Here is a 22,890-nt window from a genome sequence, read left to right on the forward strand (position 1 = left end):
TCATGAGTGTGATAGCGCAGGCAGGGGCGAAGGGTCGTCAGCTGCACAAGTTTGGTGGTAGTAGTCTTGCTGATGTGAAATGTTACCTGCGTGTCGCAGGGATCATGACCGAGTATTCACAGCCGGGGGACATGATGGTTGTCTCCGCGGCGGGCAGCACCACCAACCAGTTGATCAGCTGGCTGAAACTGAGCCAGACCGATCGCCTCTCTGCGCATCAGGTGCAACAGTCTTTACGTCGTTACCAGAGCGAGCTGATTGCCGGCCTGCTGCCTGCGGACGTGGCGGACGGGCTGATTAGTGCCTTCACGCACGACCTTGAGCGTCTGGCGGCCCTGCTGGACAGCGGGATCACCGATGCGGTGTATGCCGAAGTGGTGGGTCACGGTGAAGTGTGGTCTGCGCGCCTGATGGCCGCCGTGCTGCAACATCTTGGCGTGGACGCCGCCTGGCTCGACGCGCGTGATTTCCTGCGTGCTGAACGCGCCGCACAGCCGCAGGTGGACGAAGGGCTGTCCTATCCGCTGCTGCAACAGTTGCTGGTGCAACATCCCGGGAAACGTATTGTCGTCACCGGCTTTATCAGCCGCAGCAACGCGGGCGAAACCGTACTGCTGGGCCGCAACGGCTCTGACTACTCGGCAACGCAGATCGGTGCCCTGGCGGGCGTATCCCGCGTCACCATCTGGAGCGATGTCGCGGGTGTGTACAGCGCGGATCCGCGTAAAGTAAAAGATGCCTGCCTGCTGCCGCTGCTGCGTCTCGACGAAGCGAGCGAGCTGGCGCGTCTGGCGGCCCCGGTACTGCATGCGCGCACGCTACAGCCGGTTTCCGGCAGCGACATTGACCTGCAACTACGCTGTAGCTACACGCCGGATCAGGGCTCCACCCGCATTGAGCGCGTGCTGGCATCCGGCACGGGGGCGCGTATTGTCACCAGTCATGATGACATCTGCCTGATTGAGTTCCAGGTGCCTGCGGGCCAGGACTTCAGGCTGGCGCATAAAGATATCGATACGATCCTGAAACGTGCGCAGGTACGTCCGCTGGCCGTTGGCGTGCATAATGACCGCCAGCTGTTGCAGTTCTGCTATACCGCCGAAGTGGTGGACAGCGCATTAAAAATTCTTGATGAAGCGGGCCTGCCGGGCGAGCTTCGCCTGCGTCAGGGGCTGGCGCTGGTGGCGATGGTGGGCGCGGGCGTCACCCGTAATCCGCTGCACTGCCACCGCTTCTGGCAGCAGCTAAAAGGCCAGCCGGTTGAGTTTACCTGGCAGTCGGAAGAGGGCATCAGCCTGGTTGCCGTGCTGCGTAAAGGGCCAACTGAGAGCCTGATTCAGGGCCTGCACACCTCGTTGTTCCGCGCGGAGAAACGCATCGGCCTGGTGCTGTTCGGGAAAGGGAATATCGGTTCCCGCTGGCTGGAGCTGTTCGCCCGTGAGCAGGTGACGCTTTCGGCGCGTACCGGATTCGAATTTATTCTTGCGGGCGTGGTGGACAGCCGCCGCAGCCTGCTGAACTACGAAGGGCTGGACGCCAGCCGGGCGCTGGCCTTCTTTAACGATGAAGCCGTTGAGCAGGATGAAGAGTCGCTGTTCCTGTGGATGCGCGCGCACCCGTATGACGATCTGGTGGTACTGGACGTTACCGCCAGCGAACAGCTGGCCGATCAGTATCTGGATTTCGCCAGCCACGGTTTCCACGTCATCAGCGCCAACAAGCTGGCGGGAGCGAGCAGTACCGATAAATACCGCCAGATCCACGACGCGTTCGAAAAAACGGGCCGTCACTGGCTTTACAACGCCACCGTTGGCGCAGGTCTGCCGGTTAACCATACCGTGCGTGACCTGATTGAAAGCGGCGACAGCATTCTGGCGCTGAGCGGCATATTCTCCGGCACGCTCTCCTGGCTGTTTTTGCAGTTTGATGGCACCGTTCCGTTCACCGACCTGGTGGATCAAGCGTGGCAGCAGGGCTTAACCGAGCCGGATCCGCGCGTTGACCTTGCCGGTAAAGACGTGATGCGCAAGCTGGTGATCCTGGCGCGTGAAGCGGGCTACGACATTGAACCGGGTCAGGTGCGCGTTGAGTCGCTGGTGCCTGCGTGCTGCGAGGAAGGGTCCGTTGATCACTTCTTCGAGAACGGCGATGAGCTGAACGAGCAGATGGTGCAGCGCCTGGAAGCGGCAAACGAGATGGGCCTGGTGCTGCGCTACGTGGCACGCTTCGAGGCGAACGGTAAAGCGCGCGTGGGCGTGGAGGCGGTGCGTCCTGAGCATCCGCTGGCCGCCCTGCTGCCGTGCGATAACGTCTTCGCCATCGAAAGCCGCTGGTACCGCGATAACCCGCTTGTGATCCGTGGCCCGGGCGCGGGACGCGATGTCACCGCCGGGGCAATCCAGTCTGACATCAACCGTCTGGCTAAGCTGCTGTAATCTCGCTTGTTTCCTCTCCCTGTGGGAGAGGGTTAGGGTGAGGGCAGCAGACCGCACTCACCCCCATCATGAACGCCCCTCATCTTCCCTGAGCAATCCTCACCGTTATTGTTGATTATTTCAGTTGACGCCACTCCGCTTTTCCGTCATTTTTACATCTGGACGTCTAAACGTATAGAAGTTCATAGCACAATAAACAACGACACGCGAAAGGTAGAGGTAAGGTATGAGCTTTTTTCACGCCAACCAGCGGGAAGCCCTGAATCAGAGCCTGGCAGAAGTTAACGGCCAGATTAACGTCTCTTTTGAATTTTTCCCGCCGCGCACCAGTGAAATGGAGCAAACCCTGTGGAGCTCTATCGATCGCCTGAGCAGTCTTAAACCGAAGTTTGTTTCCGTAACCTACGGGGCCAACTCCGGCGAGCGTGACCGCACGCACAGCATCATTAAGGGCATTAAAGACCGAACCGGCCTGGAAGCGGCGCCGCACCTGACCTGTATCGACGCCACCCGCGACGAGCTGCGCGCCATCGCTCAGGACTACTGGAATAACGGCATTCGCCACATTGTGGCCCTGCGCGGCGACCTTCCGCCGGGCAGCGGTAAGCCAGAGATGTTTGCTGCCGATCTGGTCGGGCTGCTGAAAGAGGTGGCGGACTTCGATATTTCCGTTGCGGCGTATCCTGAAGTACACCCGGAAGCAAAAAGCGCCCAGGCCGACCTGCTGAACCTGAAGCGTAAAGTGGAGGCCGGTGCCAACCGCGCGATTACTCAGTTCTTCTTTGACGTGGAAAGCTATCTGCGCTTTCGCGACCGCTGCGTCTCGGCGGGTATTGATGTTGAAATCATCCCGGGCATTTTGCCGGTCTCGAACTTCAAACAGGCGAAGAAGTTCGCCGATATGACTAACGTTCGCATTCCGCTGTGGATGTCCAAAATGTACGAAGGGCTGGACGACGATCCGGAAACGCGCAAGCTGGTGGGCGCCAATATCGCCATGGACATGGTGAAGATCTTGAGCCGCGAAGGGGTGAAGGATTTCCACTTCTACACGCTGAACCGCGCGGAAATGAGTTACGCCATTTGCCACACGCTGGGCGTTCGTCCTGCCCTGTAAAGCAAAATCCCTCACAAAGATGAGGGATTTTTAATCGAACCGATAGTTAAAAGGTATTAACTATCGAATCTGTGGATTAATTCAACTATCTCTTATCGCTAGTGGTGTATATCGTAACGGTAACACTGTAAAGGGAGCATAGCGATGAGCATGTCAGACGAGACCAATAACGCGGCATCCGCCGGCAAATGTCCGTTCCATCAGGGCGGCGTCGATCATAGCGCGGGTGCAGGTACCAGCAGCAAAGAGTGGTGGCCTAAACAACTCCGCATCGATCTACTTAATCAACACTCCAGCCGTTCAAACCCACTGGGTGAAGACTTCGACTACCGCAAAGAATTCAGCAAGCTCGACTATTCTGCCCTTAAGGGCGATCTCAAGGCCCTGTTAACCGATTCTCAGCCGTGGTGGCCTGCCGACTGGGGCAGCTATGCGGGCCTGTTTATCCGTATGGCCTGGCACGGCGCGGGCACCTATCGCTCCGTGGACGGTCGCGGTGGCGCAGGTCGCGGTCAGCAGCGCTTCGCGCCCCTGAACTCCTGGCCGGATAACGTCAGCCTGGACAAGGCGCGCCGCCTGCTGTGGCCAGTCAAGCAAAAATACGGACAAAAAATCTCCTGGGCCGACCTGTTTATCCTCGCGGGTAACGTGGCGCTGGAGAACTCCGGCTTCCGCACCTTTGGTTTTGGTGCCGGGCGTGAAGACGTCTGGGAACCGGATCTGGACGTGAACTGGGGCGATGAAAAAGCCTGGCTGACCCACCGTGACCCGGAAGCGCTGGCGAAGCGCCCGCTGGCGGCCACTGAAATGGGCCTGATTTACGTTAATCCGGAAGGACCAAATGCCAGCGGTGAACCGTTGTCCGCGGCGGCAGCAATCCGCGCCACCTTTGGCAACATGGGCATGAACGATGAAGAGACCGTCGCACTGATTGCCGGCGGCCATACGCTCGGTAAAACGCACGGCGCAGGGGAAGCCACGCACGTGGGCACCGACCCGGAAGCGTCGCCGATTGAAGCGCAGGGCTTAGGCTGGACCAGCACCCACGGCACCGGAATTGGCGCTGACGCCATTACCTCCGGGCTGGAAGTCATCTGGTCGCAAACCCCGACCCAGTGGAGCAACTACTTCTTTGAGAACCTGTTCAAGTACGAATGGGTGCAGACCCGCAGCCCGGCGGGCGCGATTCAGTTTGAAGCCGTGGATGCGCCAGAGATCATGCCTGACCCGTTCGACCCGTCGAAAAAACGTAAGCCAACCATGCTGGTCACCGACCTGACGCTGCGTTTTGACCCGGAATTCGAGAAAATTTCCCGTCGCTTCCTGAACGATCCGCAGGCCTTCAACGAAGCCTTCGCGCGCGCGTGGTTCAAACTGACCCACCGCGATATGGGGCCAAAAGCGCGGTACATCGGCCCGGAAGTGCCGAAAGAAGATCTGATTTGGCAGGATCCACTGCCTCAGCCGGTGTTCCATCCAACGCAGGAAGATATCGAAAGCCTGAAAGCGGAAATCGCGGCCTCGGGACTCTCCGTGAGCGAGCTGGTTTCCGTGGCCTGGGCGTCGGCATCCACCTTCCGCGGCGGCGACAAGCGTGGCGGCGCCAACGGTGCACGTCTGGCGCTGGCGCCTCAGCGCGACTGGGACGTTAACGCCGCAGCGGTTCGCGCGCTGCCGGCGCTGGAAGCGATCCAGCGCACCACCAACAAAGCGTCACTTGCGGATATCATCGTGCTGGCGGGCGTTGTGGGCGTTGAGCAGGCAGCGAAAGCGGCAGGCGTTTACGTCAACGTGCCGTTCACGCCGGGCCGTGTGGATGCACGTCAGGACCAGACGGATATCGAGATGTTTAACCTGCTCGAGCCGATTGCCGACGGTTTCCGTAACTATCGCGCACAGGTGGATGTGTCTACCACCGAGTCGCTGCTGATCGACAAAGCCCAGCAGCTGACCCTGACCGCGCCGGAGCTGACGGTGCTGATCGGCGGCCTGCGCGTACTGGGTGCAAACTTCGACGGCAGCAAGAATGGCGTGTTCACTAACCGCGAGGGCGTGCTGAGCAACGATTTCTTCGTGAACCTGCTGGATATGAACACCCAGTGGAAAGCGATCGACGACTCAAACGAGCTGTTTGCCGGGAGCGATCGCGCCAGCGGCGAGGTGAAATACACCGCCACCCGCGCTGACCTGGTCTTCGGTTCAAACGCTGTCCTGCGCGCGCTGGCCGAGGTTTACGCCAGCAGCGATGCGCACGAAAAGTTCGTTCGTGATTTCGTTGCCGCGTGGGCGCGAGTGATGGATTTGGACCGGTTTGACGTGAAGTAACCCTTGTGCCGGGTGGCGGCTACGCCTTACCCGGCTTTTTTATTACTCCCACTCCTGGAGGAAACGCTGTCCGTACTGGTCCGCAACCAGCAGCGCCGCATACACCTGATCCGCCGTTACGCCGCCAGGCATGTTATGAATGGTTTCCCCTTCGGCACAGGACGCTTCCGCGATCAGCCGCATTTTGGCCGGGATATCCTCTTTGATGTTTAGCTGCGCCAGGGTGATCGGCAGCCCAACGCTGTGGCAAAGCGCGGCGACGGTCTCTATTTCTTCAACCGGCGCGTTCTCCAGAACCAGCTGCGTCAGCGTGCCGAACGCGACCTTTTCACCGTGGTAGAAATGATGTGCATCCGGTACCGCCGTCATGCCGTTGTGAATGGCGTGCGCCGCCGCCAGACCGCCGCTTTCAAAACCCACGCCGCTGAGATAGGTGTTGGCTTCGATAATGCGTTCCAGCGCGGGCGTCACCACGTGCTGCTCTGCCGCCAGCATCGCTTTCTCACCCTCTTCAACCAGCGTGTTGTAGCACAGCTCTGCCAGCGCTAGCGCCGCCTGCGTGCACTTGCCGCCCGCCATGGTCGTGGCGCCGCTGCGCGAGCAGGCGCGCGCTTCAAACCAGGTAGCCAGCGCGTCGCCAATCCCGGCGGCGAGCAGGCGAGCTGGTGCACCCGCCACCACTTTGGTGTCGACAATCACCATGTTCGGGTTGTGCGGCAGCATCAGATAACGCTCGAACTCACCGCTGTCGGTGTAAATCACGGACAGGGCGCTGCACGGCGCATCGGTGGAGGCGATGGTCGGGGCAACGGCAACCGGAACGTTCATAAAGTGCGCAAGCGCTTTGGCAGTATCCAGCGTTTTACCGCCGCCGATACCCAGCACTGCCAGACAGTCGGCGCTGTCGGCCAGTTTTTTCAGACGATCGATTTCATTTTGCGAACATTCGCCGCCAAACGGCGCAATTTCGGCATGGAGATCGGCTTGTCTGAAGCTCTGGCGCAGGGTTTCTTCAGCAAAACCCAGCACAAACTTATCGCCCACCACCAGCCAGCGGGCTGCCAGCGGCTTCAGATAGTCGCCGAGACGGGTGAGCACATCAGCACCCTGGATGTATTTTCCCGGGGATTGAATAATACGGTCCATAACATTACTCCCTTAGCGTTTGAGGTAAATCCTGTCCTGTTCGAACGGCTCTGAGAGTGACTCTACTCCCGGCGTGCCGGACATTTGTTGCGCTATGTCTAAGGGAAGCGTGATTGCCTTACGGGCGGTAGGGAAGAGGGAAGCTCGAGATGTGCCCGGCAGGCTTAGCGCTGCCGGGCATTAAGCATTAACCGGTGTTACGCATACCCGCCGCAACGCCGGCAATCGTCACCATCAGCGCCTGTTCAACGCGCGGATCCGGCTCTTTACCTTCCTCTTCCGCCAGGCGGGAACGGTGCAGCAGTTCAGCCTGTAAAACGTTCAGCGGGTCGGTGTAGATGTTACGCAACTGGATTGATTCGGCGATCCACGGCAGGTCTTCCATCAGGTGGGAATCGTTGGCGATATCCAGCACCACCTTGATGTCGCCTTCCAGCAGTTCGCGCAGCTCTTTACCCAGCGTCCACAGCTCTGGTTTCACCAGGCGCTGATCGTAGTATTCCGCCAGCCACAGGTCGGCTTTCGAGAAGACCATCTCCAGCATGCCCAGGCGAGTGGAGAAGAACGGCCAGTCGCGGCACATGGTTTCCAGCTCGCTCTGCTTACCGTCTTCCACCACTTTTTGCAGCGCCGCACCGGCACCCAGCCAGGCGGGCAGCATTAAGCGGTTTTGCGTCCAGGCGAAGATCCACGGAATGGCGCGTAGGGACTCGACGCCGCCGGTCGGGCGACGCTTGGCCGGACGCGAACCCAGCGGTAGTTTACCCAGCTCCTGCTCAGGCGTTGCTGAACGGAAGTAAGGCACGAAGTCTTTGTTTTCACGCACGTAGCCGCGGTACAGATCGCAGGAGATGTCTGACAGCTCGTCCATGATGCGGCACCAGGACTCTTTTGGCTCCGGCGGTGGCAGCAGGTTGGCTTCCAGGATCGCGCTGGTATAGAGCGACAGGCTGCTGATGGTCACTTCCGGCAGGCCGTACTTAAAGCGGATCATCTCGCCCTGCTCGGTCACGCGCAGGCCGCCTTTCAGGCTTCCCGGCGGTTGAGAGAGCAGCGCTGCGTGGGCAGGCGCACCGCCACGGCCAATGGAGCCGCCGCGCCCGTGGAACAGGGTCAGCTCAATACCGGCTTTCTCGCAGGTTTTGATCAGCGCATCCTGCGCCTGATACTGCGCCCAGGAAGCGGCCATCACGCCCGCATCTTTCGCGGAGTCGGAATAGCCAATCATCACCATCTGTTTGCCCTGAATAAAGCCGCGATACCAGTCGATGTTCAGCAACTGGGTCATCACGTCGTTGGCGTTGTTCAGGTCGTCGAGGGTCTCAAACAGCGGCGCGACAGGCAGAGCGTAGTCGATGCCCGCTTCTTTCAGCAGAAGGTGAACGCCCAGCACGTCGGACGGGGTTTTCGCCATGGAGATCACATAGGCGGCCACCGATCCTTTCGGCGCATCCACGATCGCTTTACAGGTGTTGAGCACTTCGCGGGTATCATTGCTTGGCTCCCAGTTGCGCGGCAGCAGAGGGCGCTTGGAGTTCAGCTCGCGGATCAGGAACGCCTGCTTGTCGGCTTCTGACCAGCTTTCATAGTCGCCGATGCCGAGATAGCGGGTCAGTTCGCCCAGCGCTTCGGTATGGCGGGTACTTTCCTGACGGACGTCGATACGCACCAGCGGTACGCCGAAACACTTCACGCGGCGCAGGGTATCGAGCAGTTCGCCATTCGCAATAATGCCCATTCCGCAGGCCTGGAGCGATTTATAACAGGCATACAGCGGTTCCCAGAGCTGTTCGTTCTGGCTCAGCAGACCTTCTGGCTTTGGCAGGCGCTGGCCTTTCAGGCGCGCTTCCAGCCAGGCCTGAGTTGCAAGCAGCTGACCGCGCAGTTTTTTCATCAGGAAACGGTACGGCTCGCTGGCACCTTCTTCACCGGCCAGCGCACGCAGTTCCGGCGTTGCTTCTACCATCGACAGCTCGGAGATCAGCACCTGAATATCTTTCAGGAACAGGTCGGTCGCTTTCCAGCGGCTCAGCAGCAGGACGTGACGGGTGATTTCCGCCGTCACGTTCGGGTTGCCGTCGCGGTCACCGCCCATCCAGGAGGTAAAGCGAACCGGCACAAAGTCTACCGGCAGGCGATAGCCGAGGTTCTCTTCCAGCTGTTCGTTCAGCTCGCGCAGGTAGTTAGGCACCCCTTCCCACAGGCTGTTTTCCACCACCGCAAAGCCCCATTTGGCTTCGTCGACCGGGCTTGGGCGATGCTTACGAATTTCATCGGTGTGCCAGGACTGGGCAATCAGCTGGCGCAGACGGCGCATCAGCTGGTTACGTTCGTAGTCGGCAATGTCTTTGTTATCCAGCTGCTTCAGGCAGTTGTTCACTTCCACCATTTTGTGGATCAGCGTACGACGGGTGATTTCGGTTGGGTGAGCGGTCAGAACCAGCTCCAGCGAAAGGGATTCCACCGCGTTTTTGATGGTCGCTTCGTTGAGGTCGGGCTGGTCTTTGAGTTTACGAAGGGTGCGGGCAATGACTTCCGGGTTGCTGGCCGCTTCGCCTTTTGGCGAAATGCTGTGATATTGCTCAGCGGTGTTTGCCAGGTTCAGGAACTGGCTAAAGGCGCGGGCAACGGGCAGCAGCTCATCGTTAGAAAGGTTCTGCAAGGTGGTGAGCAGCTCCTGACGACTGGCCTCGTTACCGGCACGGGAAGATTTGGACAGCTTGCGGATGGTTTCAACGCGGTCGAGGATGTTCTCCCCTAATGCGTCTTTGATGGTATCTCCAAGCACTTTGCCGAGCATGCTGACATTACTACGCAACGCGGAATATTGTTCGTTCATAAAAACCCAGTCACCCCATCATTTTTGTTTATGCCCAGGCGAAAATCTTCTGGACATTATTTTGTCATCTCCCTTTATAAAGCCACGTAAAACCCCCGTCGTCAATTGCTGCGAAAACGGTTCAGCAAACGAATAAATGCGGGCAATTTACGAAATTTAATTCGCTTCGCGTCAGATAAGAGATGCTTATGGGAATGTGACGGTGATCATGCGATTTGTTGCCCTCACCCTAACCCTCTCCCACAGGGAGAGGGGACTTTTCGGTGCGGTTTTAATGCCAGCAGAAGTGATGCACAACCTGGGTAATCAGCTCGCGGGTGGGCTTGATGAAGCGGGTTTCCAGATATTCATCCGGCTGATGGGCCTGGTTAATGGAGCCAGGACCAAGGACCAGCGTCGGGCACAGGGTCTGAATAAACGGCGCTTCGGTGCAGTAGTTCACCACGTCGGTTTTCTCGCCGAGCAGTTTTTCCACGACCTGAACCAGCTGATGGTCTGGCGGGCATTCGTAGCCTGGAATCGGCGGATGCAGTTCAGAGACCGTCAGGCGTCCCGGCCAGCGCTCGCTCACCGGTGCTAGCGCTTCGTTCAGCAGGCCATCCAGATCGCTCAGCGTCATGCCCGGCAGCGGACGAATATCCATATGCAGTTCGCAGCAGGCACAGATACGGTTGGACGCATCGCCGCCGTGCAGGCTACCGAGGTTCAGCGTTGGATAAGGCACGGTAAACGCCTCGTAGTGATAACGCTCTTTCAAATCGTCGCGCAGGGTCATGATGCGGCCAATGGCGTCATGCATTAGCTCAATGGCGTTCACGCCGCGCGCCGGATCGCTGGAGTGACCGGACTGGCCCAGCACGCGCACCGCAGTAGAAATATGCCCTTTATGTGCACGAATCGGTTGCAGAGAGGTGGGCTCGCCGATGATCGCGCAGTCCGGGCGAATCGCTGTGTTTTCAGAGAAATAACGTGCGCCCGCCATGCTGGTCTCTTCATCGGCGGTCGCCAGAATGTAGAGCGGCTTTTTCAGGGTTGTCACGTCCACGTCACGCAGCGCGTCGAGGATAAAGGCGAAGAAGCCTTTCATGTCCGCCGTGCCGAGACCGTAGAGCTTGTTGTCGTGTTCGGTCAGCGTGAACGGATCCCGCGTCCAGCGGCCATCGTCAAACGGCACGGTGTCGGTATGACCGGCCAGCAGCAGGCCGCCCGCACCGGTTCCGGTACTGGCGAGCAGGTTAAATTTGTGGCGTGTTCCGGGAACGGGCTGAACCTCAACGTTAAACCCAAGATCGCTAAACCAACCCGCCAGCAGATTGATTAAAGACTCATTGCTCTGATCCAGCGCTTCTTCGGTCGCACTGATGGACGGTGTGGCAATCAGGGCGCGGTAGATCTCGATAAATGGCGGTAAGTTCATTTTCATTGTTGACACACCTTAGGTCGTGATAGTATCAATATTCATGCAATAAATGTGAATAAAAATACATTAACGTTGAGCATAAAGGAACCCGATGTTGAATACGCTGATTGTAGGCGCTAGCGGTTATGCGGGCGCAGAGCTTGTAAGCTACGTAAATCGCCACCCTCATATGACCATAACCGCTTTGACCGTGTCAGCGCAAAGCAATGATGCCGGAAAGTTAATTTCTGATTTGCATCCGCAGCTTAAAGGCATTGTCGATCTGCCGTTGCAGCCGATGTCCGACATCAGCGAGTTCACCGATGGCGTTGACGTGGTGTTTTTAGCCACGGCGCATGAAGTCAGCCACGACCTGGCGCCGCAATTTTTAGCGGCCGGCTGCGTGGTCTTTGACCTCTCCGGCGCATTTCGCGTAAACGACAGCGCGTTCTACGAAAAATATTACGGTTTCACCCATCAGCATCCGGATCTGCTTGAAAAAGCGGTGTACGGCCTGGCGGAGTGGAGCGTCGATAAACTGAAAGAAGCGAACCTCATTGCCGTGCCGGGCTGCTACCCGACGGCGGCTCAGCTCTCCCTGAAGCCATTGATCGACGCCGGTCTGTTGGATCTGCATCAGTGGCCGGTGATCAACGCCACCAGCGGCGTGAGCGGAGCAGGGCGCAAGGCCGCTATCTCCAACAGCTTCTGCGAAGTGAGCCTTCAGCCGTATGGCGTGTTTAATCACCGTCATCACCCTGAAATCACCACGCATCTGGGCGCGGAGGTGATCTTCACCCCGCACCTCGGCAGCTTCCCGCGCGGGATCCTCGAAACCATTACCTGCCGCCTGAAGCCGGGCGTGACCCAGGCGCAGGTGAGCGAGGCCTTCACGCAGGCATACGCGGATAAACCGCTGGTGCGTCTGTACGACAAAGGCGTGCCGGCATTGAAAAACGTGGTTGGCCTGCCGTTCTGCGACATCGGCTTTGCCGTACAGGGCGAGCATCTGATTGTGGTTGCCGCAGAAGATAACTTACTCAAAGGCGCTGCCGCACAGGCAATGCAGTGTGCAAATATTCGTTTCGGCTTCCCTGAAACGCAGGCTCTTATTTAAGGTGTGATGATGAACCCATTAATTATCAAACTCGGTGGTGTGCTGCTGGACAGCGAAGAAGCGCTGGAGCGCCTGTTTACCGCGCTGGTGAACTATCGCGAATCGCACCAGCGTCCGCTGGTGATTGTGCACGGCGGCGGCTGCGTGGTGGATGAGCTGATGAAAGGGCTGAATCTGCCGGTGAAAAAGAAAAATGGCCTGCGCGTCACCCCTGCTGACCAGATTGACATCATTACCGGCGCACTGGCGGGCACGGCGAACAAAACGCTGCTGGCATGGGCGAAGAAACACCATATCGCCTCCGTTGGCCTCTACCTGGGCGACGGTGACAGCGTAAAAGTGACCCAGCTTGACGAAGAGCTCGGCCATGTTGGACTGGCGCAGCCAGGTTCGCCTAAGCTGATTAACACCCTGCTGGAAGGCGGTTTTCTGCCGGTAGTGAGCTCTATCGGCGTGACCGAAGCAGGCGAGCTGATGAACGTTAACGCGGACCAGGCGGCAACCGCCCTGGCGGCCACGCTGGGCGCTGACCTGATCCTGCTCTCCGACGTGAGCGGCATTCTGGACGGCAAAGGCCAGCGTATTGCGGAAATGACCGCCGCAAAAGCCGAGCAGCTGATCGCTCAGGGCATTATTACCGACGGCATGATCGTTAAGGTGAATGCGGCGCTGGATGCGGCGCGCACGCTGGGTCGCCCGGTGGATATCGCCTCCTGGCGCCACGCGGAGCAGCTTCCGGCGCTGTTTAACGGTACGCCGATTGGTACGCGTATTCTGGCTTAAGATTCTGTGCCGGATGGCGCTTCGCTTATCCGGCCTATGTGAATTTTGTAAGCCCGGTAAGCGCAGCGCCACCGGGCAAAAATATCATCATTAAGGAAATTCGTTATGGCACTTTGGGGTGGGCGTTTTACACAGGCAGCGGATCAGCGGTTCAAACAGTTCAACGACTCTTTGCGCTTTGACTACCGCCTGGCCGAACAGGATATCGTCGGCTCTGTGGCCTGGTCCAAAGCGCTGGTGACCGTTGGCGTGCTGACCGCAGACGAACAGCAGCAGCTGGAAGAGGCGCTGAACAACCTGCTGGAAGAGGTGCGTCTGGATCCGCAGCAAATTCTCCAGAGCGATGCCGAAGATATTCACAGCTGGGTGGAAGGCAAACTGATCGACAAAGTCGGCCAGCTGGGTAAAAAACTGCATACCGGGCGTAGCCGTAATGACCAGGTTGCGACCGATCTGAAGCTGTGGTGCAAAGAGACCATAGGCGAACTGCTGGCGGCAAATCGTCAGTTGCAGGGCGCACTGGTGGAAACCGCCCAGAACAATCAGGACGCGGTGATGCCGGGTTATACTCATCTGCAACGCGCGCAGCCGGTGACGTTCGCGCACTGGTGTCTGGCCTACGTTGAGATGCTGGCGCGTGATGAAAGCCGGTTGCAGGATACCTTAACGCGTCTGGACGTAAGCCCGCTGGGCAGCGGCGCGCTGGCCGGTACGGCATATGAAATCGACCGCGAGCAGCTGGCAGGCTGGCTGGGCTTTGCTTCCGCCACCCGCAACAGCCTGGACAGCGTCTCTGACCGTGACCACGTGCTGGAGCTGCTGTCGAATGCGTCTATCGGGATGGTGCACCTGTCGCGCTTTGCCGAAGACCTGATCTTCTTTAACTCTGGCGAAGCGGGCTTCGTGGAGCTGTCCGACCGCGTGACCTCAGGCTCATCCCTGATGCCGCAGAAGAAAAACCCGGACGCGCTGGAGCTGATCCGCGGTAAGTGCGGTCGCGTGCAGGGCGCGCTCACCGGCATGATGATGACCCTGAAAGGGCTGCCGCTGGCGTATAACAAAGATATGCAGGAAGACAAAGAAGGGCTGTTCGACGCGCTCGACACCTGGCTGGACTGTCTGCACATGGGTGCGCTGGTGCTGGACGGCATTCAGGTGAAACGTCCGCGCTGTCAGGAAGCGGCGCAGCAGGGCTATGCTAACTCTACCGAGCTGGCGGACTACCTGGTGGCGAAAGGCGTACCGTTCCGTGAGGCGCACCATATTGTGGGCGAAGCGGTAGTGGAAGCGATTCGTCAGGGTAAAGCCCTTGAAGAGCTCGCGCTGGCCGACCTGCAAAAATTCAGCGCGGTTATCGGGGATGACGTTTATCCGATTCTGGCCCTGCAATCCTGCCTGGATAAGCGCGCAGCGAAAGGCGGCGTATCGCCGAAGCAGGTGGCGCAGGCGATTGCGGATGCGAAAAACCGCCTGATTTGATGCCTGAAACGTCGGGTGGCGGTTTCGCCTTACCCGACCTACAAAACCCCAGCCCAGCCCTGAGTTGGGCTTTTTTTTGCAAAAAAAAGCGGACCACGGGGTCCGCAAAAGTTCACGTTGGCTTTAGTTTTTCGAGTTTTGAGAGAAACTCGCTGACGGTGCGGGGACGTCAAGGGTCAAACACGGCCGCCTCGTCTATGTGGCGTATTATTCAACAGAATGCTTGATAGGGATAATCGTTCATTGCTATGCTATCTATCGCCATGAACTATCGTGGCGACGGAGGATGAATAATGAATATTCGTGATCTTGAATACCTGGTAGCGTTAGCCGAGCACCGCCATTTTCGCCGCGCGGCAGATTCCTGCCACGTCAGCCAGCCAACCCTGAGCGGACAGATCCGCAAGCTGGAAGATGAGCTGGGCGTAATGCTGCTGGAGCGCACCAGTCGTAAGGTACTGTTCACCCAGGCAGGACTGCTGCTGGTGGATCAGGCGCGCACCGTGCTGCGCGAGGTCAAAGTGCTCAAGGAAATGGCAAGCCAGCAGGGGGAGGCGATGTCCGGCCCGCTGCATATTGGCCTGATCCCAACCGTTGGCCCGTACCTGTTGCCGCAAATCATTCCAATGCTGCACCAGACGTTCCCGAAACTCGAAATGTACCTGCACGAAGCGCAAACCCATCAGCTGCTGGCGCAGCTGGACAGCGGCAAGCTCGACTGTGCGATTCTGGCGCTCGTTAAAGAGAGTGAAGCGTTTATTGAAGTCCCGCTGTTCGACGAACCGATGATGCTGGCGATCTATGAAGATCACCCGTGGGCGAACCGCGATCGCGTGCCGATGGCCGATCTGGCCGGGGAAAAGCTGCTGATGCTGGAAGACGGTCACTGCTTGCGCGATCAGGCGATGGGCTTCTGCTTCGAAGCGGGCGCTGACGAAGATACCCATTTCCGCGCAACCAGTCTGGAAACGCTGCGTAATATGGTGGCGGCGGGAAGCGGTATTACGCTGCTGCCGGCGCTGGCGGTGCCGCACGAGCGTAAACGCGATGGCGTGGTCTATCTGCCGTGCATCAAGCCGGAGCCGCGTCGTACCATTGGTCTGGTTTATCGTCCGGGGTCACCGCTGCGCAGCCGATATGAGCAGTTGGCAGAGGCCATCCGCGGTGCGATGGATGGCCATTTCGACAGCGCGTTAAAACAGGCGGTTTAAGCCGTTCAGCGCGGCTACCCGATAGGCTTCCGCCATGGTCGGGTAGTTAAAGGTGGTGTTAACGAAGTACTCAATGGTGTTGCCACCACCTTTTTGCTCCATGATCGCCTGGCCGATGTGAATGATTTCCGCCGCGCGTTCACCGAAGCAGTGAATACCGAGGATCTCTTTCGTCTCGCGATGGAACAGGATCTTCAGCGTACCCACGCTCATCCCCACGATTTGCGCCCGCGCCAGATGTTTAAACTGGGCACGACCCACCTCGTAAGGCACCTTCATGGCCGTCAGCTGCTGCTCGGTTTTCCCGACAGAACTGATTTCCGGAATGGTGTAGATACCCGTCGGGATATCTTCGATCAGATGCGCCGTCGCTTCACCTTTCACCAGCGCCTGTGCGGCGATGCGGCCCTGATCGTACGCGGCGGAGGCCAGGCTTGGGTAACCAATCACGTCGCCCACCGCGTATACGTGCGGCAGCGCGGTCTGATACATGCTGTTGACCTTCAGCTGACCGCGACTGTCGGTTTCGAGCCCGATATTCTCCAGTTGCAACGAATCCGTATTGCCGGTACGGCCGTTGGCGTACAGCAGGCAGTCTGCCTTCAGCTTCTTACCAGACTTCAGGTGCATGATCACACCGTCGTCGCAACCCTCAATCTTCTCGTACTCTTCGTTGTGGCGAATCACCACGCCGCTGTTCCAGAAGTGGTAGGAGAGAGAGTCGGACATCTCCTGATCGAGGAACGCCAGCAGACGGTCGCGGGTGTTAATCAGGTCAACTTTGACCTCCATTCCGCGGAAGATCGACGCATATTCACAGCCAATCACCCCCGCACCATAGATGATCACATGGCGTGGCTCGTGATGCAGGCTGAGGATGGAGTCGCTGTCGTAAATGCGCGGGTGCGAGAAGTCCACGTCTGCCGGATGGTACGGACGGGAACCGCAGGCGATCACAAATTTTTCAGCGGTGAGCGTCTCAACCGAACCGTCGTGGCACTCCAGCGCCAGGGTGTGTTCATCCACAAAATGGGCGTTGCCTTGCAGAATTTCACAGTGGTTGCGCTCATAGAAACCCTGACGCATGCGCGTCTGCTGGTTAATGACCGTGTCTGCGTGATTCAGGATATCGGCAAAGGAGGAACGAAGAAGTCGGGAGTGGTCGCTGTAAAGAGGGTTCTGGTTAAATTCGATAATGCGGCTAACGGCGTGGCGGAGGGCTTTCGAAGGGATGGTGCCCCAGTGGGTGCAACCGCCGCCAACATTATGGTAGCGCTCAATAACCGCTACTCTGGCTCCCTGTTTTACCAGACCCATAGCAGCACCTTCGCCGCCGGGGCCGGAACCAATAACTATTGCGTCGTAATCGTAGGAATGTGGCATGGCAAGGCTTACCTGTTCTTATACATAAAAGCAACAGAATCATAACATCATTGCCTGGGTAACCCAATTATCGTTGTGCTTTTTTCGGGCAGTGGAGCACAAACCGCGCGTAAACAATCATTCACAAAGCCAGGTAAACAGATTAATTTTATTCTCTGGTATAGTGCCAACGGGCCTTTGGAAGGATTCAAATATCGTGATGGGCGTAAGAGCACAACAAAAAGAGAAAACCCGGCGTTCGCTGGTGGAAGCCGCATTCAGTCAACTGAGTGCTGAGCGGAGTTTTGCCAGTTTGAGCCTGCGTGAAGTGGCGCGCGAGGCCGGGATTGCGCCAACGTCCTTCTATCGTCATTTCCGTGATGTGGATGAACTGGGCCTGACCATGGTCGACGAGAGCGGTTTAATGCTGCGCCAGCTTATGCGTCAGGCGCGTCAACGTATCGCCAAAGGCGGCAGCGTGATCCGCACCTCCGTGTCGACGTTTATGGAATTTATCGGCAATAACCCTAACGCGTTTCGCCTGCTGCTGCGTGAGCGTTCCGGGACGTCAGCCGCGTTTCGTGCCGCCGTCGCGCGTGAAATTCAGCACTTCATCGCGGAACTTGCCGACTATCTGGAACTCGAAAACCATATGCCGCGTGCGTTTACCGAAGCACAGGCTGAGGCGATGGTGACGATTGTGTTCAGCGCGGGTGCCGAAGCGCTCGACGTCAGCATTGAACAACGTAAGCAACTCGAAGAGCGACTGGTATTGCAACTGCGGATGATTTCTAAAGGTGCGTACTACTGGTATCGCCGTGAACAAGAGAAGTTGGCACATCAAAACGATGAGTGAAGGTGAGTAATGAAACAGTCAGGTCAGGATAAAGGAACGCTGTTGCTGGCATTGATCGCTGGCTTATCCATTAATGGTACGTTTGCGGCGGTTTTCAGCTCAATTGTACCGTTCTCGATTTTCCCGATTATCGCGCTGGTGCTGACGGTGTACTGCCTGCATCAACGTTATCTGAACCGCACCATGCCTGTCGGGTTACCGGGGCTGGCCGCAGCCAGTTTTATCCTGGGTGTGCTGCTGTACAGCACCGTGGTGCGTGCGGAATACCCGGATATTGGCTCTAACTTCCTGCCTGCGGTACTGTCCGTGGCGCTGGTGTTCTGGATTGGCTCGCGCATGCGTAGCCGCAAGAGCCAACTGCCAGAGTAATGAGTTCTGAGTAGGGCAGGTAAGCGAAGCGCCACCTGCCAAAACGCCGGCTAGTTACTTCGCCGTGAGCAGTACGCCGCACTCCATATGGTGCGTATACGGGAACTGATCGAACAGCGCCAGACGTTCAACCTTGTGCGTCTGGCTCAATGTTTCCAGATTCTTGCACAGCGTCTCCGGGTTACAGGAGATGTACAAAATACGCGGGTACGCCTGCACCATCTTCTCGGTTTCGCTGTCCAGGCCGCTGCGCGGCGGGTCGACAAAAATCGTCTCGCACTGGTAGCTCTTCAAATCAATGCCTTGCAGGCGGTTAAACTCACGTACGCCATTCATCGCCTGGGTAAACTCTTCTGCCGCCATACGAATGATTTGTACGTTATCGATGTGGTTAGCGGCGATGTTGTACTGCGCGGCCGCCACCGACGGTTTGGCAATTTCCGTTGCCAGCACGCGCTCGAAGTTACGCGCCAGCGCCAGCGAGAAGTTACCGTTACCGCAGTACAGTTCCAGCAGATCGCCCGTCGACCCTTCGGTCGCGTTCAGCGCCCACTCCAGCATCTGCACGTTCATGGCGGCGTTCGGCTGGGTGAAGCTGTTCTCCACCTGACGGTAAATCATCTCTTTACCCGCTACCGGCAGTCGCTCGTCGACGTAATCCTGATCCAGCATGATTTTGGTTTTGGTCGCGCGGCCGATCAGGTGCACGTTGATGTTCTGCGCGCGCAGCGCATCGCGCAGGGCTTCGGCCTGCTCGCGCCACTCGTCGGTCAGCGCTTTATGATAGAGCAGAGAGACAATGGCCTGATTGCTTTGGGTAGTCAGGTAGTCAATCTGGAACAGCTTGTTGCGCAGCACCGGATTGTTGCGCACGCCGTCAATCATCAGCGTCATCAGCTGGTTTATCAGTTCACTTGCCGCCGGAAAACTGTCTACGCGAATGCGGGATTTCGTCTGCTGATCGAAAATGATGTGGTACAGGTCATCGCCATCGTGCCAGATGCGAAACTCGGCGCGCATACGGTAGTGGCTGACCGGAGAACGAAACACCTCAGGAACGGGCGCGTTGAATGGCGTCATCATACTTTGCAGGCGGACAACTTTTTCTGCCAGCTGTGCGTCGTACTGTTCTGTCGGGAGGTGTTCTGGGGTCATGATGCATCCTGAGTGAGAAAGAATTACGCGGGGATTGTAGGGATTGTGCAGGGGATGTCCAGATTTAATGGCTAATAGCTATCTGGACATCTATACGTGTCTAATTGTAGCATTCTGTTTCCGGTCTCCTGAGAGTGAAAAGGGAATCCAGTGCAAATCTGGAGCTGACGCGCAGCGGTAAAGACTGGCTGGATGAGAGTTACAGACACTGTGAAAACGGGAAGTCTTCATCCATAAACGCCACCCAGCCCGAAGACCTGCCGGAACCACGTCGCATTTGGTTTCATCATCGCGTGCTATCGATGAGGCCTGCGGCATCCTTCTTATATTATGGATGCTTTAACAATGATTAAAAAAGTATCGCTGTTGACGGCGTTTTCCGTCACGGCATTTTCGGGCTGGGCGCAGGAAAGCGCTGACTCGTTGGTGGTGACAGCAAACCGTTTCGAACAACCGGCAAAAACCGTTCTGGCTCCGACATCCGTCGTGACGCGTGAGGATATTGAACGCTGGCAGGCAACGAGCGTTGTGGAAATCATGTCACGCCTGCCGGGCGTGGACATCGCACAAAGCGGTGGGATGGGGTCGGCCTCTTCTACGTTTATTCGCGGTACGGAATCCCGTCATGTTCTGGTGCTGATTGATGGCATCCCCCTGAACAATGCCGGGATCAGCAACGTTCCCGACTTAAGTCAGATCCCGACCTCGCTGATTCAGCGTATTGAGTACATTCGCGGCCCGCGTTCGGCGCTGTACGGCTCCGACGCGATTGGCGGCGTGATTAACATCATCACCGGGCGCGATAAGCCGGGCGCGGAAATTTCGGCGGGCGTTGGTTCAAAGGGGTATCAAAACTATAACGGTGCCTTCCAGCAGGTGTTCGATAAAACGAAAATCACCATGGCCGGGGATTATACCTATACCCGTGGTTTTGATATTGCCGCAAAAGATGCCCCGCGCCAGCCAGACCGCGATGGTTTTATGAGTAAATCTCTGTTTGGCTCGGTGGAACAGCAGTTTACCGACAGCGTCAGCGGGTTCTTCCGTGGCTTTGGCTACGATAACCGCTCCGCGTACGACGGTTACGATCACTATGGCGCGACCGGCATTGACGGGCGTCCGGACACGCGTCAGGTCTACAGCCAGAACTGGGACACCGGGTTGCGTTACAACCAGGGTATTTTCCAGTCACAGCTGGTGGCAGGCTATGGCCGCAGCAAAGACCAGAACTATGATCCGAAAAAAGGCCGCTACGCTGATTCCGCAACCATGGATGACGTGAAGCAGTACACCACCCAGTGGCTGAATACGGTTGAGGTGGGGCACGGCAATATCAGCGCGGGTCTGGACTGGCAGAAGCAGAAAACCCAGGCGGGAACGGGCTATCTGGAAAAAGGTTACGAACAGCGTAACACCGGCGTGTTCCTTTCAGCGATGCAACAGTTCAACAGCGTGACGCTGGAAGCGGCGGCGCGTAATGACGATAACTCTAACTTTGGCAATCATGCCACCTGGCAGACCAGCGCCGCATGGGAGTTCATCGACGGGTATCGCATCATCGGTTCTTACGGCACAGCGTATAAAGCGCCGACCATGAGCCAGATCCACAGTAAGGATTACGGCAATCCGGACCTGAAGCCAGAAGAGAGTAAGCAGTGGGAAGGTGGTTTTGAAGGCCTGACGGGGCCAGTAAACTGGCGCGTGACGGGTTATCGTAATGATATTGATAACCTGATTAACAGCGACCCGCGGACCTATCGTTATTACAACGTGGATGAGGCTCGCATCAAAGGGATTGAGGCGACGGCGCAGTTCGATACCGGACCGGTAGGGCACCAAATTTCCTATGACTACGTTGACCCGCGCAATGCGAAAACCAACGAAGTCCTGGCACGTCGCTCAAAGCAGCAGGTTAAGTATCAGCTTGACTGGCAGGTGTGGGACCTCGACTGGAATCTGGCGTACCGTTATCTGGGCACCCGCTATGACGTTGCCGTTGATCCCAATACCTATGCAACAGAACGCGTAAAAATGGGCGGCGTCAGCCTGTGGGATGTCGCGGTTTCATATCCTGTCACCTCTCATCTCACAGTTCGTGGTAAAATAGCCAACCTGTTCGATAAAGATTACGAGACAGTTTATGGCTACGAAACTGCAGGACGGGAATACACCTTGTCTGGCAGCTACACCTTCTGATCCGCGTCCCACCGTGCTGGTGTTTGATTCCGGCGTCGGTGGGCTTTCAGTCTATGATGAGATTCGACAGCTCCTGCCGGATCTGCATTACATCTACGCCTTCGATAACGTCGCGTTCCCGTATGGGGAAAAGAGTGAAGACTTTATCGTTGAGCGCGTGGTTGAAATCGTCACCGCGGTACAAAAGCGCTACCCCCTGGCGCTGGCGGTGATTGCCTGCAATACGGCAAGCACGGTCTCTCTTCCTGCCCTGCGCGAAAAATTCCCGTTTCCGGTTGTGGGCGTTGTGCCGGCAATTAAACCTGCTGCGCGTCTGACGGCGAACGGCATCGTGGGTTTGCTGGCGACGCGCGGTACGGTAAAACGTCCTTATACGCGCGAGCTTATTGAGCGCTTTGCCAATGAATGCCAGATCGCCATGCTCGGCTCCGCGGAGCTGGTGGAAATGGCGGAAGCGAAGCTGCACGGCGAGACGGTCTCGCTTGAAGAGCTGCGCCGCATTCTGCGTCCATGGCTGCGGATGCAGGAACCTCCGGATACGGTTGTTCTTGGATGTACCCATTTCCCGCTGTTACAGGAAGAGCTGTTAAAGGTTCTGCCTGAAGGAACCCGGCTGGTAGATTCCGGTGCGGCGATTGCGCGTCGGACGGCCTGGCTGCTGGAACACGAGGCGCCGGATGCGAAATCAGCGGAAGCGAACATCGCTTTCTGTATGGCGATAACAAAAGAAACTGAACAACTTTTGCCCGTTTTACAGCGTTACGGCTTCGAAACGCTCGAAAAACTGGCGCTGTAGCACGGTTTTGAGCAAAAAAGAGACGGTTGAACGTTTTTTTTCAAAGAGGGGTTGTCAACGTCTGAGAACTCCCTATAATGCGCCTCCACTGACACGGAACAACGGCTTACAAGCCGCCGGGACAGCGGGGTTCAGAGATGAACGCCAACAGAGAAAAGTAAAAATAATTACTTGACTCTGAATGAGGAAAACGTAATATACGGGACCTCGCAACGGTGAGCTGAAAGCCGCGTTGCAACTGCTCTTTAACAATTTATCAGACAATCTGTGTGGGCACTCAAAGTGACATGGATTCTTAACGTTAA

16 protein-coding genes, 1 pseudogene and 1 riboswitch are annotated in these 22,890 nt (G+C 57.4%); of the genes and pseudogenes, 11 read left to right on the plus strand and 6 right to left on the minus strand.

From position 1 onward, the window contains the following. Positions 1–2: 2 nt before the first annotated feature. The 3 genes from A3466_RS05410 (at position 3) to katG (ending at position 5,877) form a co-directional block, all read left to right on the plus strand. On the plus strand, positions 3–2,435 hold the full coding sequence (locus A3466_RS05410; RefSeq protein ID WP_063449725.1) for a bifunctional aspartate kinase/homoserine dehydrogenase II: 2,433 nt from the start codon (positions 3–5) through the stop codon (positions 2,433–2,435). Positions 2,436–2,661: 226 nt separating this feature from the next. Then, the gene (gene metF, locus A3466_RS05415; protein ID WP_063449726.1) at positions 2,662–3,552 is read left to right on the plus strand and encodes a methylenetetrahydrofolate reductase; all 891 of its coding nucleotides are present in this window, start codon (positions 2,662–2,664) and stop codon (positions 3,550–3,552) included. 144 nt (positions 3,553–3,696) lie between these two features. Beyond that, positions 3,697–5,877 (plus strand): catalase/peroxidase HPI, encoded by a 2,181-nt coding sequence (gene katG, locus A3466_RS05420; RefSeq protein WP_063449727.1) that lies wholly within the window; start codon positions 3,697–3,699, stop codon positions 5,875–5,877. A 42-nt stretch (positions 5,878–5,919) separates the two neighbouring features. Here the strand turns inward: katG and gldA are convergent, their stop codons facing one another. The 4 genes and pseudogenes from gldA to argE form a co-directional block, all read right to left on the minus strand. After that, the gene (gene gldA, locus A3466_RS05425; RefSeq protein WP_063449728.1) at positions 5,920–7,023 is read right to left on the minus strand and encodes a bifunctional L-1,2-propanediol dehydrogenase/glycerol dehydrogenase; all 1,104 of its coding nucleotides are present in this window, start codon (positions 7,021–7,023) and stop codon (positions 5,920–5,922) included. A 12-nt stretch (positions 7,024–7,035) separates the two neighbouring features. Further along, positions 7,036–7,143: pseudogene (locus A3466_RS23620) on the minus strand (fructose-bisphosphate aldolase); the annotation flags it as partial. A gap of 67 nt (positions 7,144–7,210) precedes the next feature. After that, complete coding sequence (gene ppc, locus A3466_RS05430) at positions 7,211–9,862, minus strand: phosphoenolpyruvate carboxylase (protein ID WP_063449729.1); 2,652 nt, start codon at positions 9,860–9,862, stop codon at positions 7,211–7,213. Positions 9,863–10,133: 271 nt separating this feature from the next. Then, complete coding sequence (gene argE, locus A3466_RS05435; RefSeq protein WP_058610676.1) at positions 10,134–11,285, minus strand: acetylornithine deacetylase; 1,152 nt, start codon at positions 11,283–11,285, stop codon at positions 10,134–10,136. A gap of 88 nt (positions 11,286–11,373) precedes the next feature. Here argE and argC point away from each other — a divergent pair, with 88 nt between their 5' ends. The 4 genes from argC to oxyR all read left to right on the plus strand — a co-directional run bounded on the left by argC (position 11,374) and on the right by oxyR (position 15,851). Beyond that, positions 11,374–12,378 (plus strand): N-acetyl-gamma-glutamyl-phosphate reductase, encoded by a 1,005-nt coding sequence (gene argC / locus A3466_RS05440; RefSeq protein WP_063449730.1) that lies wholly within the window; start codon positions 11,374–11,376, stop codon positions 12,376–12,378. Between the two features lie 6 nt (positions 12,379–12,384). Beyond that, positions 12,385–13,161 carry an acetylglutamate kinase gene (gene argB, locus A3466_RS05445; RefSeq protein WP_120286575.1) on the plus strand — a complete coding sequence of 259 codons (777 nt, stop codon included), beginning with the start codon at positions 12,385–12,387 and terminating at the stop codon, positions 13,159–13,161. 105 nt (positions 13,162–13,266) lie between these two features. Next, positions 13,267–14,640 (plus strand): argininosuccinate lyase, encoded by a 1,374-nt coding sequence (gene argH / locus A3466_RS05450; protein WP_063449732.1) that lies wholly within the window; start codon positions 13,267–13,269, stop codon positions 14,638–14,640. A gap of 293 nt (positions 14,641–14,933) precedes the next feature. After that, positions 14,934–15,851: a DNA-binding transcriptional regulator OxyR gene (gene oxyR / locus A3466_RS05455; RefSeq protein WP_003862055.1), complete on the plus strand. Its 918-nt coding sequence runs from the start codon at positions 14,934–14,936 to the stop codon at positions 15,849–15,851. Here the strand turns inward: oxyR and sthA are convergent. Then, positions 15,834–17,234: a Si-specific NAD(P)(+) transhydrogenase gene (gene sthA / locus A3466_RS05460; RefSeq protein WP_003862057.1), complete on the minus strand. Its 1,401-nt coding sequence runs from the start codon at positions 17,232–17,234 to the stop codon at positions 15,834–15,836. The two genes, oxyR and sthA, sit on opposite strands and share 18 nt — an antisense overlap. A gap of 196 nt (positions 17,235–17,430) precedes the next feature. Between sthA and fabR the strand changes: the two genes are divergently transcribed. Together fabR and A3466_RS05470 are read left to right on the plus strand one after the other, a co-directional pair. Further along, positions 17,431–18,069, plus strand: coding sequence for an HTH-type transcriptional repressor FabR (gene fabR / locus A3466_RS05465; RefSeq protein ID WP_003862059.1), 639 nt, complete (start codon positions 17,431–17,433; stop codon positions 18,067–18,069). A gap of 9 nt (positions 18,070–18,078) precedes the next feature. After that, positions 18,079–18,438: a YijD family membrane protein gene (locus A3466_RS05470; RefSeq protein ID WP_006808647.1), complete on the plus strand. Its 360-nt coding sequence runs from the start codon at positions 18,079–18,081 to the stop codon at positions 18,436–18,438. A 54-nt stretch (positions 18,439–18,492) separates the two neighbouring features. On the opposite strand, the gene trmA is transcribed toward A3466_RS05470, so the two are convergent. Next, positions 18,493–19,593 (minus strand): tRNA (uridine(54)-C5)-methyltransferase TrmA, encoded by a 1,101-nt coding sequence (gene trmA / locus A3466_RS05475; RefSeq protein ID WP_063449733.1) that lies wholly within the window; start codon positions 19,591–19,593, stop codon positions 18,493–18,495. Positions 19,594–19,697: 104 nt separating this feature from the next. After that, positions 19,698–19,872: riboswitch (cobalamin riboswitch) on the plus strand. A gap of 66 nt (positions 19,873–19,938) precedes the next feature. Here trmA and btuB point away from each other — a divergent pair. After that, positions 19,939–21,789, plus strand: a complete 1,851-nt coding sequence (btuB, locus tag A3466_RS05480) for a TonB-dependent vitamin B12 receptor BtuB (protein WP_063449734.1) — start codon at positions 19,939–19,941, stop codon at positions 21,787–21,789. Beyond that, positions 21,734–22,585, plus strand: a complete 852-nt coding sequence (gene murI / locus A3466_RS05485; protein ID WP_032608099.1) for a glutamate racemase — start codon at positions 21,734–21,736, stop codon at positions 22,583–22,585. Before btuB ends, murI begins: the two co-directional genes overlap by 56 nt. Positions 22,586–22,890: the final 305 nt, after the last annotated feature.

This window comes from Enterobacter genomosp. S (assembly GCF_001631805.1).
Classification (GTDB): domain Bacteria; phylum Pseudomonadota; class Gammaproteobacteria; order Enterobacterales; family Enterobacteriaceae; genus Enterobacter; species Enterobacter quasihormaechei.

Bases quoted from the DNA above. Each gene is read 5' to 3' on its own strand.
- A3466_RS05470 (WP_006808647.1), top strand. From the start codon at position 18,079: ATGAAACAGTCAGGTCAGGATAAAGGAACGCTGTTGCTGGCATTGATC.
- argH (WP_063449732.1), top strand. From the start codon at position 13,267: ATGGCACTTTGGGGTGGGCGTTTTACACAGGCAGCGGATCAGCGGTTC.
- btuB (WP_063449734.1), top strand. From the start codon at position 19,939: ATGATTAAAAAAGTATCGCTGTTGACGGCGTTTTCCGTCACGGCATTT.
- oxyR (WP_003862055.1), top strand. From the start codon at position 14,934: ATGAATATTCGTGATCTTGAATACCTGGTAGCGTTAGCCGAGCACCGC.
- argB (WP_120286575.1), top strand. From the start codon at position 12,385: ATGATGAACCCATTAATTATCAAACTCGGTGGTGTGCTGCTGGACAGC.
- katG (WP_063449727.1), top strand. From the start codon at position 3,697: ATGAGCATGTCAGACGAGACCAATAACGCGGCATCCGCCGGCAAATGT.
- sthA (WP_003862057.1), bottom strand. From the start codon at position 17,234: ATGCCACATTCCTACGATTACGACGCAATAGTTATTGGTTCCGGCCCC.
- murI (WP_032608099.1), top strand. From the start codon at position 21,734: ATGGCTACGAAACTGCAGGACGGGAATACACCTTGTCTGGCAGCTACA.
- gldA (WP_063449728.1), bottom strand. From the start codon at position 7,023: ATGGACCGTATTATTCAATCCCCGGGAAAATACATCCAGGGTGCTGAT.
- A3466_RS05410 (WP_063449725.1), top strand. From the start codon at position 3: ATGAGTGTGATAGCGCAGGCAGGGGCGAAGGGTCGTCAGCTGCACAAG.
- argE (WP_058610676.1), bottom strand. From the start codon at position 11,285: ATGAAAATGAACTTACCGCCATTTATCGAGATCTACCGCGCCCTGATT.
- ppc (WP_063449729.1), bottom strand. From the start codon at position 9,862: ATGAACGAACAATATTCCGCGTTGCGTAGTAATGTCAGCATGCTCGGC.
- metF (WP_063449726.1), top strand. From the start codon at position 2,662: ATGAGCTTTTTTCACGCCAACCAGCGGGAAGCCCTGAATCAGAGCCTG.
- trmA (WP_063449733.1), bottom strand. From the start codon at position 19,593: ATGACCCCAGAACACCTCCCGACAGAACAGTACGACGCACAGCTGGCA.
- argC (WP_063449730.1), top strand. From the start codon at position 11,374: ATGTTGAATACGCTGATTGTAGGCGCTAGCGGTTATGCGGGCGCAGAG.